Below are 17,229 nucleotides of genomic sequence, written 5' to 3'. Positions count from 1 at the left end.
CCGAAATCAGCATTGTCCCTGCTTTTCAAGATGAAGAAGACTATGCACGAAAAAAAAGACACCGCGCAAATACTGCCGGTGTCTTTTTTTATCAAATTAAACTTGATCAACTATTCAATGAAGCCAGAATCGGTTGCAACATCGCCTCACCCAGTTTGATACTGCGGGCGCCATCCCATCCAGTTTCTGCATCCGGCAAATTCGCATTGTCTTTGAACGGTAATTCCAGTGTCAATGATACGCATTTAAATGTGTGACCAATATACTTAGAAGCCAACTTCAACATGTCTTCATTGTATTTCGACGCCTCGTAACCAAACTTGGTCTGAAAATCAGGGCTGGCAGCGCAGAAGCTATCGACAAATACTTGCTGCTCTTTTGCCTGCTTTTCGGTGAAGCCTTCGATCATCTCACTACCTGCCACAAATACATATGGCAAAGCCTCGTCGCCATGAATATCCAAAAACAGATCACAGCCGGTCTCGTGAATCTTGTTTTTTACGTGGAATACTTCCGGACTGGCTTCCAGTGATGGCGTCATCCATTCGCGGTTCAGATTAGCACCGGCAGCATTCGTGCGCAGATTGCCACGCGCAGCGCCATCGGGATTCATATTCGGCACGATATACAACACAGCCTTCTCCAGAATACTGCGTGCAATCGGGTTAGCCGTATCCAGCAAGGCGCCCAGCAGTCCTTCGACCAGCCACTCCGCCATCGTCTCGCCCGGATGTTGACGGGCAATAATCCAGACCTTTTTTTCAGCAGCAGGGTCACCAACTACCACCACATTCAGATCGCGACCATCCACAGTATTACCCAGATCCACGACTTCGACCAACGGTGAATGCTGAACACTGCTCAGCAAGTCCAGATGACGTTCCCAACTGTATGGCTCGAAATAAGCGTAATATACACTGTCGTATTCAGGCGTATGGCGTATCGTCATCACCTTTCCATCAAATTCCGTATCCACGCGGAACCAGGTTTCACGGTCGTAACTTGCTACCGCACGATAATTTTCCCAGCCCTTGGCATAAGTCGCCTCGCCTGCATTCAGAATACGCATCACTGTTTCCTGGTGACGCGCACCTTGCAAACGGAAATGAAACCATTGCCAGATATCGGCATGTGAATCTTTACGCAACTTCAGTTCGATTGTATCTGCCTCTTCTGCCTTCACCACTTCGATCGCTCCCGCGTCGAAATTCTGACTGATTTTTATGGTCATAAATATGTATGTTGTGTAGTTTTATTCCCCACCGCAGCGCCAATTCACGTCAACAACATCAGGAATTCACGCATACGACCTGTGTGACTGTATTTTTACAGCTTTTCAGGAAATATGAAAATATTTTAGTCAAATATTCAAAATAAATTGTTAAATTCTTTCGGGGATTTTCTGCAAAACGACACTGGCAAGCATGGTAAAAACGCCATTCATGCACTATAATCTTTGACTCGGAGTCGGGGCGTAGCGCAGCCTGGTAGCGTACGTGCATGGGGTGCACGGGGTCGTGTGTTCGAATCACACCGTCCCGACCAATAAAATCAAGGACTTACAAATTTAAGGTTTGTAAGTCTTTTTTATTTTGTGGCATTTGGTAAGATGTTTGGTAAGAAAAAATCGGAGACTCTGAATTGAAGTACTAATGCAAGTTCTGGCGCTATTGGAATAACAATCTTCAATAAATATGCTTACGGGGCTGGTAGTAACATTAAGCAAACACATTTTGTGCATTCGATTTCACCTTATTTCCGCATGAACATCAAATCATCCAACCCGACAAAATCTACCGCTTTAAATAATCAGCGAAAATAACCAACCACTATGCTCTGTTAGCGGTTGCAATCTTTCATACACAATCAAACGTAGTTACAACACTCGTAAACGGACTGAGAGCAATCAAACTAATCTCTTTTTGCGCACACGCCTGAATTTTCCTAAGACTAGTCATTTATACAATCCAGAGAAATTAATTCTAGGATTTGATCTCGCCCTACACTCTTTCCGCTCTGACAAATTCCTGATGCTCTTAATACATTGAGTAGCAGAGTTCATATACATAAGAAATTCAAAATCTTAGATTTTAGTTTGGTAAAAATACGACAGAATCTAAAATCTAAGTTATTCAAAAAGTGCTTTTACACTGTTTTCCAGATCACAGCAGGTAGCCATAGTGGACACCTGTTTTGTTGGTTGTTCTTGAAGACATTTTTCAAATGATTACTTTTGAAGTTTCTGGTACATCTTATTTACCGTTTGTGCATGAAATGGCAATGACAACTCGTCGTCAGCGACACGGTTTATCAAAACTAGCGGAAGAAATAGCAACACTAACCATCTCAAATGGAATGTGTTCGCATGCTGGCGCAACTGGTAGGGAAAAACAGAAGGCACTCGCTGAGTCAGCTCCAAACGCACAAGATCAAAGATCCTCCAAAGATGAAGAACCTCGTGTGATCCGTCTAAAAGAAGTCATCAAGAAGGTTGGACTTTCGCGAAGTACGATCTACAACCTCATCGAGGACGGGCGCTTCCCGCAAAGATTACAACTACTCGAACGAGCGATAGGGTTTTATGAGCACGAGGTTGATGCATGGATCCTCCAATTAGGAAGGAAGGCGTAATGAAGCCATCTATCCAAACAAACTTAGTGTTACGGATGCAAAAGCTTGGAAAAAATTATCGAATCAAAAATGACCCAGAAATACTTCATAAGGCGGCAAAACATAATCTACGTGAAATCAACGCAGAGTTGCAGCCTGATTCGACGAGTCATATCAATTCAACACTGAGTCAGCTCAACCGTATATTGCGTGGAAAATCGACCGCGTGGGAGATTGCAAAGGAGAGCGAGCGATTAATGGCCGAGGCAAATGCTAAAGTCAAACGTGTCGATAACATACGCGGTGTAGAATTGGTCTTTTCATTACCAAACCGATTTGCGTTCGACCGCAACGCATGCTTCGAAGACTTTGTGTTGTGGGTCGAGTCATACTTTCCAAACATCCCTATTCTCTCGGCTGTAGCGCATTGGGATGAATCAACGCCACATATTCACGTGATACTGCTGCCATTGATCGATGGGAAGTTACAAGGGCATGTAGTGATGGGTAATCGCCATCAAATTAATAAAATGCGCGAGAGTTGCTATGCTGTAGTTGGCAAAAAGTATGGGATGGAGTTAACCAAACGAGACAAGCTGGATATCGTTGAAACTAAACAAATCGCATCTGAAGCAGTTGATAAAATCGTTACTAACCCACAGCTCCTGAATGACATGGAGATTAAAGATGAACTCTTAGCTATCATCGCAAAAAATCCCTATAAGCTTGCTGGTCTCATTGGCAATGCTCAATGCAAGAAGCCACCTAAACCTAGAAAACAAACATTCGTGGGCATTATGACCTCCAAAGTCAAACCAGATAAACAGCCCCACCCTAGACCAAGGATGTCTGATAGCTAGATGCTAATGAGTGCCCCTAACCTGTCCCATAGGTTGGAGGCATTCTAATGTTTCGGTATGAGTTTTGAAGGTACGCAAGCCAAGGTACGCAGATAGTGCGCAAGCAAATCATTACGCGCACCAATGGCAAATATTATTTGCTACGTTGCAATCTAGATAACGGATCTACGGTGCTTCTCAGTTAAAACAAATAGGGTTTAATTTCACGAAAGTTACCGACAACAATCTGTTGTGCCTCTGGATGTATTTCCTGCGTATGTGGATCAATATTTAACGCCTGCAACATATAAGCAACGAGGGGCGCACGAATTCTTATTAAAAGACAACGATTTTTCATATTGAAATCACGCGCAACGATTTCTTGCTGCGCCTCACCAAGCCTACTATCTGGTACTATTTTTAACGTTATTTCCTTGTTCCAAATTTTGTCTTCTTCGCTAGTAAATTGACTTTCATTTAGAAGTTCGGAACTACCTCGAAATCTGCTCAATACAAAATCCCGAAAATCACCATGCTTCTCACAGTAAGCACGAACATGCCATCGTAATGGTGTGCAAACAAGCGTGTGCGGGACAATAATTCTGTCTTCTTCAATGCCGGACGTCATTGATATGTAGCTTAAATCGACACGTCGATGTTCTCTGGATGCTTGAACTAGTGTTCGTAAAATTACAGGATCAATAAGTCGTAACGGCACCTGTAGCATTTCAGTATGAGCAAAACCTAAATCTAATCCCTGGAAAGTATGTGCAATATCTTTATTGCGGCTAAGCACATGCAAATATTCATCGGCAGTACCCGTCGTTAATTTCGGCACAAAATTCTCGCTCGGAATATAGCCTTTCAAATACTTATCATAAAGTAAATTTCCTGGAGCGATATCGCGCAAATATGCATTGATGTCTTTGCTCGCTTGTTGCCTGCCTATACCAAAGCTATTGCACAAGTGGTTCGTCGTTAATCGTCCTTCCCAATACGCGACAATTTCAATTAGACGATACCGAGTTAATAAATCCCAACGTAATGGCCAATTCATTATTTCCTCCGAAATATGCCTGAAAAATCGTCATGTACATGCAGTCAGTATGGATATGTACGCAGTATCGTCATATTATGTAGTTAATATTCTTTAAGCAACGAATTTTCAATTGGTGTTGAGTTTAATTTTGTATAGATCGAAGGAGTCGGTGAAATGGATGACCTATCCCCCTCAGATTTAAAAGCGATACTTCATTCGAAGAGAGCCAATCTCTATTATCTGGAACATTGTCGCGTCATGCAAAAAGACGGGCGAGTCTTATATCTGCAAGAAGCCAAACACGAAAATCAGTATTGGAATATTCCGATAGCAAACACGACAGTACTGTTGTTAGGCAGTGGTACATCAATCACGCATGCTGCGGTTCGCATGCTTGCACGTGCTGGTGTCTTAGTCGGTTTTTGTGGTGGAGGCGGCACGCCGCTTTACATGGGCAATGAGATTGAATGGATGACACCACAAAGCGAATATCGCCCAACGCAATATTTACAAGGCTGGTGTTCATTCTGGTTTGATGATGAACAACGCTTAGCCGCCGCCAAAGCTTTGCAACAAGCACGCATCACTTATTTAAATCAAGTCTGGCAAAAAGACAAAGACCTCAAAGCAGAAGGTTTCGATGTCAATGACGCAGAGATTCAAAAAGCCTTACAACTTTGCAGCCAAAGAATAGAACAAGCAGACAAACCAGCAGAGCTACTACTAAACGAAGCACAACTCACCAAAATGCTCTACAAATACGCCGCTAACCATACCAAGCAAAGCGGGTTCACACGCCAACATCAAGAAACCGACAAAGCCAACGCCTTTCTCAATCACGGCAACTACCTCGCCTACGGCTTAGCCGCCTGCACACTATGGGTGCTAGGCATACCACACGGCTTCGCCGTCATGCACGGCAAAACGCGACGTGGTGCGCTGGTATTTGACGTCGCCGATTTAATCAAGGACGCCATTGTCCTGCCTTGGGCATTTATCTGCGCAAAAGAAAACGCCTCCGAGCAAGAATTCCGTCAACAGTGCCTTCAATCTTTCACCAATCATAAAGCACTTGATTTTATGTTTGACCAAATCAAAGCAATCGCTTTACGTGGCGAAGCAGAACAAGATGTTACTGCGGCTGACGCGATGATAAGCGATGCGACTAGCGAAGAACCAAATGATGAAATAAGTGATGTGGCTGATGACGAAACGGACGAAGGAGACGCCACATCATGATGGTCACCTTCGTTTCGCAATGTCAAAAAAACGCACTCAAAAAGACCCGCCGCGTATTAGACGCATTTGCGAATCGTATTGGTGATAATACTTGGCAGACGGTGATCACTGAGGATGGTTTGGCGGTGGTTAAAAAAATGCTGCGCAAAAACGCCAGTAAAAACACTGCTATTAGTTGTCATTGGATACGGTCTCGCTCAAGAAGTCAGTTGTTGTGGGTGGTTGGGAATAGAAGCAAATTTAATGACGAGGGTATAGTGCCAGTAAATGCAACGTCTAAAACGCTTAATTCAGAAGAACATTTCTTACTTAATACAATAGTCATAGCACTGCTATCTCAATTAGCAGGATTGTTTCATGATGTTGGTAAGGCTATGGCACTGTTTCAAGAAAAATTAGACCCAAAATTTTCGGGAAAGTCTTTTGAACCATACCGTCACGAATGGGTTTCGCTGCGCATTTTTCAGGCATTTATTGCGGGAAGAGGTGATAAGGATTGGCTAGAGGATCTTGCTAGTATTGATAATTCCTCTGAAGAGAAAATGATGGTTAATCTTGCATCTCTGAGAGATGGGATTGATCCAAATCCAATCAATCCTTTTAAAAAAATGCCTCCTATTGCTAAGCTTGTGGCTTGGTTAATTGCCTCCCACCATAAACTGCCACAATACCCAAAAAATAAAGATAACCCGCCAGCATTTGAAAATATGAGTGAGTGGTTAAATATTTTTGAAGCCTGCTGGAACTCGCCACAGTGTTTAAACGATGACTGGCGGAAGAGCATCATTGAACGTAACTGGTCTTTTCCGCATGGGACACCTTTAAAGAGCGCACATTGGCAAACGCAAGCCAGTATTGTCGCAAAAAAAATATTGAGTTGTGATCGCATGTTTATGCAAGATTGGTTTGATCAGCAATTTACAGCACATCTAGCGCGCTTATCGTTAATGTTATCTGACCATTATTACTCGTCAAAAAAGGAAACATCGCCAGAATGGCAAGATAGAAATTACCTTGCGTATGCCAATACAGATAGAGATGCGAACGGGAACAAATACCGCAAGCAAAAGCTTGATGAGCACAATATTGCGGTTGGCATTCATGCCAGTGCTATCGCTATAGCATTACCGCAATTGCGTCACGAATTACCGACATTAAAACCTAACCGATCTTTCACGGAAAAAGTTTCTCGTGACTTTCAAGAAAATTTTGGTTGGCAAGATAATGCCTATAACTTAGCGCTGTCTGTTAGGGAAGACACCAAAAAATATGGCTTTTTTGGTGTTTGTATGGCGTCGACTGGCAAAGGGAAAACGCTAACGAATGCACGCATTATGTATGGATTAGCTGATGAGGAGCGGTGCCGTTTTAATGTTGCATTGGGACTTAGAACCTTGACCCTACAAACGGGTGATGCATTAAAAAAAGATCTAAATCTCAAGGACGATGAACTTGCAGTGTTAATTGGTTCTCAAGCAGTGAAAGATCTGCATCAACAATCGCGCTCGTCCGAAGAAAGTGCGCAACAAAAAAATGGAAGTGAATCGGCGGAATCTTTATTAAAAGATGAAATAACCCTGATAGAAGGTTTGCCTGATTATGACGGGATTTGCGCCAAATGGTTTAAACACGATCCTAAAATACTGAAACTAATACAAGCACCTGTTTTGGTGAGTACCATTGATTATTTGATGCCTGCTAATGAAGCAGTGCGTGGCGGCCGTCAGATAGCTCCAATGCTACGACTATTAACTTCAGATTTGGTTCTTGACGAGCCTGATGATTTTGGACTTGAAGATTTGCCTGCCTTATGTCGCTTAGTGAATTGGGCGGGCATGTTAGGTAGCCGAGTATTGCTATCAACCGCTACTATTTCCCCCGCATTGGCTCGCGCATTATTTTTGGCCTATCAAGCTGGTAGAAAACAGTACACCCAAGTCAATGGCGAGTACGGCGAAACAGCGCAAGTATGTTGTGCATGGTTTGATGAATTTAAATCGCCTGAATCAGCATTAATAGCGGATTCCACTTCATATGAAGAAATGCATAACAGTTTTGTAAACAAGCGCATTAAAAACCTAAAAAATAAAACAAGTCCACTGCGAAAAGCAAAACTTATTTCAATTGCTGCAAACCCTGCATATGCGCCAAGCAATTGGATGGCAACGACAATTAGGCAATCGATGGAAATACTTCATCAAGAGCATACTGTTTTGGTTGCAGATAAAAAGGTGACGCTAGGTCTAGTTCGTATGGCAAACATAGATCCGCTAGTGCAAGTGGCAAAGTGTTTATTAGCACAGCAAGCGCCTGAAGATACCGTGATTCATTATTGTGTATATCACAGCCAGTTCCCGTTATTGCAACGCTCGCAGATCGAAAAGCAATTGGATGGCGCATTGTCACGACATAACGAGCATAAATGGCTAGAGCAAAGCGGTATTAAAACGATCGTAAAAAGTCACGTTGAAAAGAATCATATCTTTGTCGTACTAGCTACTGCCGTAGCGGAAGTCGGGCGAGACCATGATTATGATTGGGCGATTGTTGAACCTAGTTCAATGCGTTCAATCATCCAATTGGCAGGCCGAGTGCAGCGTCATCGCCAACAAATTCCACAAAGCGAAAATATACACATTTTGACCAAAAACTTTAAAGGCTTAAAAGGTCAAACACCTAGTTTTGAAAAGCCAGGCTATGAAACGGCACAGTTAAGTTATGCCCATAGTGATTTAGTTGAAGGAAAATTGCTTGCAGAAAATGAGTTAGCTGAAATAAGCGCTATCGCGAGAATACAATCGCCAAGTTCATTCGAGCTCACTCAAGAAACTCCACCGCGATTTAAATCATTTAATCAACTCGAGCACTTTGCACAATCCCTGCGCTTAGGCGGTAGTCCTAAGCAACTTAATCATGCCGCCCAGTGGTGGAATAACAAGGTAACTTGGTGTGGTGAATTACAGCGCTTGCAACCATTCAGACAATCTGGTGCCAACGATGATTTTAAAATCATTTTTACTCGCACACGTAAAGTTCTTTGGCAAAAGAAAATACCCAAAACATCCCCTCCTGATTTTCAAAACACGACAGACATCGCTAAGGAATCCGAACACATACAAATCGGCTTACGAAATCTAATTTGGGGGAAATTTGATTTAAAGCTTGAAGCTGAAAAACTTGTTAAATCGCTGGGACTAACGGAAGAGCGAGTGCTGGAAAAATTTACCCATTTATCTTTAAGAAGAATTGATGAGAAAACTGCAGAACAATGGCAATGCCACCCAGTGCTAGGTATATATAAAATTTTGAAAAAGGATGAATGCAAAAATGGATGATGACTTCACTAAACATGTCCAAAAAATCATTAAGGAATACATTGATGAAATTGGAGAAGAAAAAATAGCCGATCGAACTTTAGATAAGTTAGATAAGCTGCATAAGGATTTTTTATCCGACTTATTTGATCAACTAAAGCCCTTGTGTAAAGAGTTTGATGAAATCAAGGTTAAGGTTGAAAAATCGAAGAAAGAAAAGGTGCCTAAGAGTGCTACAAAACTTGAAAAACTTGATTTCAATAAGAGAGTGATTGATGGGCTGATTTGCTTGATCAAGAGTTATTGTGTGCTTAATGAGGTTCTAGAATCGTATCAACAGCTACAGCGGCAAGAAAAATTTATTAAAAGCTGGAACCAATATGAACAGTGGATTGACTGGGCATTGGATTTCGGGGAGGGTAGTTATCTTGCGACACATATCGCTAAGTTAAACCATTCTAGTAGTAAAGGATCTTCGATTGACGTTAGATATTTTGATTCATGTGATAAATACAGTTCACATTACATTTATACGAAGAAGCCATCTTCGTTGGACACAGCATATCCCGACAACAAATATTCTTCTATTTCACAGCTTTACAATATTCAAGTTAACGGTGTTTATATCGGTGATTTGTTGCGCGAGAATGGACGTAAATATTTAAATAAATTTACTAAAAATGAAAATTTGATGGATTTATGGTCGAGTAGATTTTCTGAATTAATTACCAATAAAAGAAAACACAGTTTTTTTCTTTCAAAACAAGTTTATTTTCCTGTCGCAGATAGGCAATATCATTTGCTGCTCCCACTTACGTCATCATCGTTAGTGCACACATTGCACTTAGATAAGAAAAATGTAGAAGATCTTCAAAAGAGCGCTCGACTACAAAAAAGATTGAAGAAGTATTCAGCGACAATAGCCTGCGTTTATCCGGGCAGAGCGTATTTGCACGTAACAGGATCAAATCATTCAAATGCATCATCACTAAATGGACAGCGAGGCGGCAGAATTGCTTTGTTTCCCTCTATGCCACCGCAATGGCGAACACGTTTAATTTCTTATGTGAGCAAGACCTCTCTTTTTGATAAGACCTTAGCATATGAATTAAAAGATGAAATCAATGAGTTAAAGAACTACTTACTGCTTATCAAAAATAAGTCACTAAGCATTAGTGAGCCACAACGTAATGCTGCGGTGATAAATAAGTTGCGGGACATTAGTGGTCAGCTTTTTAACTACTTAGAAAAGATTAGCGCTAATGAAGGCAGTCATGGCTGGACGGTTAATAGCAAATTGCCGATTGAAGAGCAACTTGCCTTTGAGCCGTGGCGCAAGGATGAAGTTGCACAAGCCAAAAAAGTAAGTATGGAATGGCAGAAAGTGTTTAGCCAAAACTATGGACGCTGGTTAAATCAGCAGCTTGCCACAAAAAGTAAGCTAAACCCAACTGCAATTCATGCCGCACTTTGGGCTGATTGCTTTTTGAATGAACTACGAGAAATGGTTGCAACACAGGAGGTCGCACTATGAGCCAGTATTTAGTATTGAGTCACATTGATATACAGAATGCGAATTCTATTGCTGGGTTAACGTGGGGTTATCCCGCAATAACGCATTTTTTAGGTTTCACGCATGCATTGAATAGAAAACTATCAAGGCACTATGAGGGAGCGTATGAAGGTGAATTAACTGGGTGTGTGGTGATATCTCATTCCTTCGAAAATAAGGTGTATCAACCGAAACAGTATGCTGATTTTGAATTTATACAAAGCAAGAATCCACCGGTATTGGCTAAGCATAAAAATTCATCGCCTCCCATTATTGAAGAAGGGAAAATGAATCTGACCGTAAGTTTGGTGATTGAGTTGGATCAACCATTCGCACTAACCACGGAGGAAATAGGTAAATTTGAAAACGCAATTTTAGAGCTGTGTTACAGCATGCGCTTAGCTGGTGGCACAATTTTAAATATCAAACAGGCGAAATTATTATCTGCTAGCACTCAAGAGCAACATACCAGTATGTTGAGAAGAATTAAACGCTTAACTTTGCCGGGTTTTGTCTTGCTGGATCGCAGTGAGTATTTGGAAAGCCACTATCAAGCTATGGCGGTGCGTCACAAAGAAAATGAAGATGCTTCAAGTGAGCCTGGACTATTGGATGCATGGCTGGATTTCGCAGCTTTGAAATCCAAAGCCATACCATTGCTGAATGATGGGCAAAGTGAGCCGGACGAAAACACGCCAGCCAATTGGAAATATATAGCGAAGCCAAATCCTGGTTATTTAGTTCCGCTGATGACAGGCTATAAAGCCATTAGCGATTTATATCCTGCGGGAGAAGTTTTAAATACTCGCGATGAAATTACGCCGTCACGTTTTGTAGAAGCCATTCATTCAATTGGTGAATGGAAAGGCATTCATAACCTTCACTCAATTCATGATGCCATTTGGCGTTATGAGCAAGATGAACAATGGTATTTATGTAAGCAAGGAAGCCGAGCAAAGGATAGTGAATCACTTGCAATGCAAACACCAGCAATAGAGCAATCCAATATCATCAACTTTAACGACGCACTTAACCTTTTTTGAGGAACAGAATTATGACAATTACCTTACCAAGCGTATTAGCTTTTGATCGCAAATTAGAGCCCTCTGATGCACTCATGCATTCAGGGCTATGGGTCAATATGAATGACAAGAAACAGTGGCAAGCGATTGAACTTTTTGAGCGCCGTAACCGTGCGGTGAAAAGTAACTTTAAGCAAGAAGTTCTTGATAACGAAGAAGAACTGCAAAAGCAAATTGCAGAAGCCAACCTTGCATGGGGTGATGATGCCGCGTTAGCGCATGACAATGACACCTTACAAGTTAGCTTTAGTTTGCGAGTTGTGAGGGGATTAGAACGACCATCTGTTTGTAATAAAAAAGAATTTGAAGACGCCTATCGTAAAGAAATTTCTGCTTATACCGATACGAGCCTTGGTGAGCTTGCTAGGCGTTACGCCTATAACATCGCGAATGGGCGTTTTCTATGGCGCAATCGGGTCGGAGCGCAAGATATTAAAGTGTTTGTTTCGCATTCAAGTTTAAGTTCGCCATTGGAATTTAATGCTTATGAGTTTTCGTTGAACAAAACTACGGCAGATCATATCTCGATTAATGCATTAGCCGAGTTGATTAAAGCGGGGCTTTCTGGGGAGAATACATTCTTAACGATTAATGCCTTTGTAAAACTCGGTGAAGGGCAACGGGTTTGGCCATCACAAGAAATGGTTTTAAATTCCCCTAAAGGCGAAAAGAGCCGCCATTTATTTAGTTTGAATGGTAAGGCAGCGATGCACTGTGAAAAAATTGGTAACGCGCTAAGGACGATTGACGATTGGTACAAAGACGCAACTACGCCTATAGCGATAGAGGCATATGGTTCAGTAACACAACGAGGTGTCGCATATCGTTCAAGTCAAGATGATTTTAAAACGCTGTTACTTAAATGGCTAAATGGAAAAGACATCTCCGAAAGTAACAAGCACTTTGTTGTTGCGATGATTATTCGTGGTGGTGTGTTTGGTGAGGGTGAGAGTTAAAAAGGAGACGGTTATGAAATATTATCTCGACATCACCCTTTTACCAGACGCTGAAGCCAACCTTGGATTCATCTGGCAAAAGGTTTTTCAGCAACTGCATATTGCTTTGGTCGATAACAAAATCGGTGACAACGAATCCGCGGTTGCGCTTTCGATCGTCAATTATGGTGATAAGGATTTTCCTTTGGGTAATCAACTGCGGCTGTTGGCTAACACAGAGGAGGTATTGCAAAAATTAGACGTTCATCGCTGGTTAAATAGGCTGAGTGACTACTGTCATATTAAGCCGATTAAATTAGTGCCAACCAATGTTTTGCAATACGCTCGCTTTAAACGAAAACCTGTTAAGTCCATCGAAAAGAAGGCAGAACGTAGAGCTAATCATCTAGATCTGCCATACGACGAAGTATTAGCCTATCTAAAAAAGGAGGGGCGGTCTGATGAATGCAAGTTACCTTTTATTAATGTGGAGAGTCAGCAAACTAAAAAGCGATTGGAGCTACGAGAGTCGGCTAAATTTTTGATTTTTATTGAGAGAGAGCTTGTAGATGAATCAACGGAGGGCAAGTTTGATTGTTACGGATTAAGCAAAACTGCCACGGTTCCTTGGTTCTAAATTAAAGATCGCTCACACCATAAAAACCAAACTCCAAGTCCTAGATCAACAAGTCTGCAACGGAGGCCGATCTGCTCAATATCGCTTTATTTGGCGTGACGGCGCAACAGTGGCGTACTGCCCCCCCCTACGTTCACAGGCAATATGCGTGACCACGCGAATATGCATCAGTTGGTGTGTCTAGCAAATCTGGAGTCGATGAATGCGCATTACATAACGGAAGGTTTAAGTCAGATTGAACGATTGCAAAAACCTAATGCGCTTGCTATCTCACAAATGACGATTTTGTTACGCGGCACGAATAAGCAACTCAAGTAGTAAGTTCATATTTTTTAGGTGTTCAATCAAAACGGTCGGACGCCAATTGATACCAATCAAATTGCTCTTTAAAAAAATCATATAAAAATCAATAAGTTGCAACATACCCTTAGATCATTGGTAAAAACCGAAAAAATGCGCTAAGTGTTTGTTGCAACTTATTTTTTCTTAGTAGAATGCTGTTCACTGCCGCACAGGCAGCTTAGAAAGATCAAAGGTTGAAACCATCCACCTGACGCCTGTTCACTGCCGCACAGGCAGCTTAGAAATGTTTGACGCCGAGTGACCGCGCGACTGTCTTGTTCACTGCCGCACAGGCAGCTTAGAAAATTGACCGATGGCACCAACTGGATAGGCGATAGTTCACTGCCGCACAGGCAGCTTAGAAATTGATTGGGTCACACCAGTGGTGCAGGACAACGTTCACTGCCGCACAGGCAGCTTAGAAATGCGCCGGAAATTGTGAGCAGCCGATGACGTGGTTCACTGCCGCACAGGCAGCTTAGAAAATGAAATTACTTCTTTTGCTACTGTTAACAGAGTTCACTGCCGCACAGGCAGCTTAGAAATGATCGAAGAATTCAGCGAAACATGGGTAAGCGTTCACTGCCGCACAGGCAGCTTAGAAAGCTGTACCAGTGAACGAGTGGGTTCAATCTGAGTTCACTGCCGCACAGGCAGCTTAGAAAAAGACGTTGAGCAAGTGCGTAGTCACTGGGAAGTTCACTGCCGCACAGGCAGCTTAGAAAGCTTCGCGATGCCGCTTGTGCGTTATGCGATCGTTCACTGCCGCACAGGCAGCTTAGAAATCAATTTTGCGATAAGCCTTACGACGAGGTGCGTTCACTGCCGCACAGGCAGCTTAGAAAGAAACCAAAAATTCTTACAAGCTGACGACTGGGTTCACTGCCGCACAGGCAGCTTAGAAAGGAACAGACAAATTTGCAGGGCTTAATTTAATGTTCACTGCCGCACAGGCAGCTTAGAAATTTGCAAAATTGGCGTTCTTTGACCCTTCCGCGTTCACTGCCGCACAGGCAGCTTAGAAAGACCGCCCTTACCGCTATTAAATCCGCGCCCTGTTCACTGCCGCACAGGCAGCTTAGAAATGTGAAAAACGGCGGATCTGTACGTTTACATGGTTCACTGCCGCACAGGCAGCTTAGAAAAGATCAAAACCGATGTGAAAATTACCGCCACGGTTCACTGCCGCACAGGCAGCTTAGAAATACTCTGTTCGTGCGTATGGTTCTGCGTCAGTGTTCACTGCCGCACAGGCAGCTTAGAAACCGCGTTGCCGTTTGACGGGCTTTTTGCGGAAGTTCACTGCCGCACAGGCAGCTTAGAAAATAACCAAGCGACACTCTGAATTGCCGGAAAGGTTCACTGCCGCACAGGCAGCTTAGAAATAACGGCAGCGCGAATCCTAACGGTAGTTCCAGTTCACTGCCGCACAGGCAGCTTAGAAAGCAAAGTTTGCGAAGCGCCGCTGTTTAATTTTGTTCACTGCCGCACAGGCAGCTTAGAAATTGTTATGAGCATCAAAATCTGCCCGCGTACCGTTCACTGCCGCACAGGCAGCTTAGAAATTCGCAAGTCATTTGCGGAATCCAATCATTACGTTCACTGCCGCACAGGCAGCTTAGAAAGAGCTTGAAGAAGAAAGCCGCACTAAGCACGAGTTCACTGCCGCACAGGCAGCTTAGAAACCGTTGAGCCAAACACCCATATACGGCTGATCCTGTTCACTGCCGCACAGGCAGCTTAGAAATTCATTGAACTCGCTCCCGTCGCCGCTGCTGCGTTCACTGCCGCACAGGCAGCTTAGAAAAACATACGCAAATTACTTTGCGGTTTATGCGTGTTCACTGCCGCACAGGCAGCTTAGAAACAGCGTTGCCGTTTGATGGGCTTTTTGCTGAAGTTCACTGCCGCACAGGCAGCTTAGAAATCATATCGAGCTGAAGGCGAAAACTTCATTCCAGTTCACTGCCGCACAGGCAGCTTAGAAAGGTACGGTATAAACACCGGTTGATGCGTTGTAGTTCACTGCCGCACAGGCAGCTTAGAAAAGACAGCTTTGGTCATAAAAGACATAGCTGTTGTTCACTGCCGCACAGGCAGCTTAGAAATGAACCTGAGCCATTACCGGAACCAGTACCAGGTTCACTGCCGCACAGGCAGCTTAGAAAAGTAAATGTCGTTGTCGGAATTGTTTTTGCAAGTTCACTGCCGCACAGGCAGCTTAGAAAAGCACGGCGGCCGCAGTCATGCACTTGATCACTTTCACTGCCGCACAGGCAGCTTAGAAAAATCACCCCCCCCGCAGCAATTAGTGTTTCATCGTTCACTGCCGCACAGGCAGCTTAGAAAGATCAAGATGCTGAGGCTATTTGTTTGGACAGTTCACTGCCGCACAGGCAGCTTAGAAATTGTGGTCGAAGTAGGCAACGATGAATGGTTGGTTCACTGCCGCACAGGCAGCTTAGAAATTCCTCGATCAACCGCACCAGTGTTGATATGTGTTCACTGCCGCACAGGCAGCTTAGAAACTTCAGATACGACAACGCCTTCTAGCATTTCAGGTTCACTGCCGCACAGGCAGCTTAGAAATGCCCAATGTAATCGCCGCGATGAAACGCAAGGTTCACTGCCGCACAGGCAGCTTAGAAAAGCAAGTTTGGCCGTTTCCTTGCTTCACAAAAGTTCGCTGCCGCACAGGCAGCTTAGAAATACTATCCGCGTTGCAGCGACGACAAAACAGCGTTCACTGCCGCACAGGCAGCTTAGAAATTCGGGTGAGTTGAGTGACCCACGCTATTCTAGTTCACTGCCGCACAGGCAGCTTAGAAAATAACGATCATGATTGATGATGAAATAAGGAAGTTCACTGCCGCACAGGCAGCTTAGAAATACGTGAAAACTTCACCGGCAAGGCCAACACTGTTCACTGCCGCACAGGCAGCTTAGAAAAGCTAGGTGGCTCGGCACTAGGTGAAAATTTTGTTCACTGCCGCACAGGCAGCTTAGAAAAGCGATTGTCGGCATGGGAAGGGATCACAAAAGTTCACTGCCGCACAGGCAGCTTAGAAATTCATCAGCAGCCCTTTACCCTGCCCCGTTTGGTTCACTGCCGCACAGGCAGCTTAGAAAGCTATGCTGCAAGCCGATACTTAGCAAACCAGGTTCACTGCCGCACAGGCAGCTTAGAAAAGACGCAACGGCAAAAGCGATCAAACTGCGTTGTTCACTGCCGCACAGGCAGCTTAGAAATTGCCGGATAAATCCTTGTAATCAAACATGATGTTCACTGCCGCACAGGCAGCTTAGAAAGTTGATAGCATCGCCTGCTTCTGTTCTTGTGTGTTCACTGCCGCACAGGCAGCTAGAAAGTGGACACCGGTCTCGTCAATGCGCTTGTGTGGTTCACTGCCGCACAGGCAGCTTAGAAACGTTTGCCGCAGCTTGCTGTTTGCCTGCTGTTGTTCACTGCCGCACAGGCAGCTTAGAAATTTGAAGTACGCGGGGCGTAGAAATAAGCGTCGTTCACTGCCGCACAGGCAGCTTAGAAAAGCATGCGATGGCGACTGTGCCAAATCCGAAAGTTCACTGCCGCACAGGCAGCTTAGAAATGATGGCGTTGTTCTTGGCTGGTCATGGTGTC

At 43.6% G+C, this 17,229-nt stretch carries 10 protein-coding genes, 1 tRNA gene and 1 CRISPR repeat array (1 of these 12 running past the window's edge); of the genes, 9 read left to right on the top strand and 2 right to left on the bottom strand.

What is annotated here, in order from left to right:
• Positions 1-106: 106 nt before the first annotated feature.
• Positions 107-1,231, bottom strand: a complete 1,125-nt coding sequence (locus tag H8K26_RS05695) for a M14 family metallopeptidase (protein WP_190478012.1) — start codon at positions 1,229-1,231, stop codon at positions 107-109.
• 237 nt (positions 1,232-1,468) lie between these two features.
• Here H8K26_RS05695 and H8K26_RS05690 point away from each other — a divergent pair.
• From H8K26_RS05690 to H8K26_RS05680, 3 genes are all read left to right on the top strand, one after another.
• Positions 1,469-1,545, top strand: a tRNA-Pro gene (locus tag H8K26_RS05690).
• 648 nt (positions 1,546-2,193) lie between these two features.
• Positions 2,194-2,631 carry a helix-turn-helix transcriptional regulator gene (locus tag H8K26_RS17680; RefSeq protein WP_223826867.1) on the top strand — a complete coding sequence of 146 codons (438 nt, stop codon included), beginning with the start codon at positions 2,194-2,196 and terminating at the stop codon, positions 2,629-2,631.
• Entirely contained in the window at positions 2,631-3,470 is an 840-nt protein-coding gene (locus H8K26_RS05680) for a plasmid recombination protein (RefSeq protein ID WP_190478011.1), read from the top strand. The genes H8K26_RS17680 and H8K26_RS05680 overlap by 1 nt, the downstream gene beginning before the upstream one ends.
• A 181-nt stretch (positions 3,471-3,651) precedes the next feature.
• Here the strand turns inward: H8K26_RS05680 and H8K26_RS05675 are convergent, their stop codons facing one another.
• Positions 3,652-4,506: a WYL domain-containing protein gene (locus tag H8K26_RS05675; protein ID WP_190478008.1), complete on the bottom strand. Its 855-nt coding sequence runs from the start codon at positions 4,504-4,506 to the stop codon at positions 3,652-3,654.
• A gap of 156 nt (positions 4,507-4,662) precedes the next feature.
• Here H8K26_RS05675 and cas1f point away from each other — a divergent pair, with 156 nt between their 5' ends.
• The 6 genes from cas1f to cas6f are packed head-to-tail and all read left to right on the top strand — an operon-like array spanning position 4,663 to position 13,247.
• Positions 4,663-5,727, top strand: a complete 1,065-nt coding sequence (cas1f, locus tag H8K26_RS05670; RefSeq protein ID WP_190478007.1) for a type I-F CRISPR-associated endonuclease Cas1f — start codon at positions 4,663-4,665, stop codon at positions 5,725-5,727.
• A complete protein-coding gene (gene cas3f / locus H8K26_RS05665; protein ID WP_190478005.1) occupies positions 5,724-9,062 on the top strand; it encodes a type I-F CRISPR-associated helicase Cas3f in 3,339 nt (1,112 codons plus the stop codon). Before cas1f ends, cas3f begins: the two co-directional genes overlap by 4 nt.
• Positions 9,055-10,575 carry a type I-F CRISPR-associated protein Csy1 gene (locus H8K26_RS05660; RefSeq protein ID WP_190478003.1) on the top strand — a complete coding sequence of 507 codons (1,521 nt, stop codon included), beginning with the start codon at positions 9,055-9,057 and terminating at the stop codon, positions 10,573-10,575. Before cas3f ends, H8K26_RS05660 begins: the two co-directional genes overlap by 8 nt.
• Positions 10,572-11,636, top strand: a complete 1,065-nt coding sequence (gene csy2 / locus H8K26_RS05655) for a type I-F CRISPR-associated protein Csy2 (protein WP_190478001.1) — start codon at positions 10,572-10,574, stop codon at positions 11,634-11,636. Before H8K26_RS05660 ends, csy2 begins: the two co-directional genes overlap by 4 nt.
• A gap of 11 nt (positions 11,637-11,647) precedes the next feature.
• The gene (csy3, locus tag H8K26_RS05650; RefSeq protein WP_190477999.1) at positions 11,648-12,631 is read left to right on the top strand and encodes a type I-F CRISPR-associated protein Csy3; all 984 of its coding nucleotides are present in this window, start codon (positions 11,648-11,650) and stop codon (positions 12,629-12,631) included.
• Positions 12,632-12,644: 13 nt separating this feature from the next.
• On the top strand, positions 12,645-13,247 hold the full coding sequence (cas6f, locus tag H8K26_RS05645; protein WP_190477997.1) for a type I-F CRISPR-associated endoribonuclease Cas6/Csy4: 603 nt from the start codon (positions 12,645-12,647) through the stop codon (positions 13,245-13,247).
• A 499-nt stretch (positions 13,248-13,746) separates the two neighbouring features.
• Positions 13,747-17,229: a CRISPR direct-repeat array (repeat unit 28 nt; unit sequence GTTCACTGCCGCACAGGCAGCTTAGAAA); it runs 208 nt beyond the window's last position.

It is taken from the genome of Cognatundibacterium aquatile (assembly GCF_014699135.1).
In the GTDB taxonomy this organism is placed as follows: domain Bacteria; phylum Pseudomonadota; class Gammaproteobacteria; order Burkholderiales; family Burkholderiaceae_D; genus Undibacterium; species Undibacterium aquatile.
The sequence above is the reverse complement of the archived record's forward strand: the minus strand, read 5'-3'. Positions and strand labels throughout refer to the sequence as shown.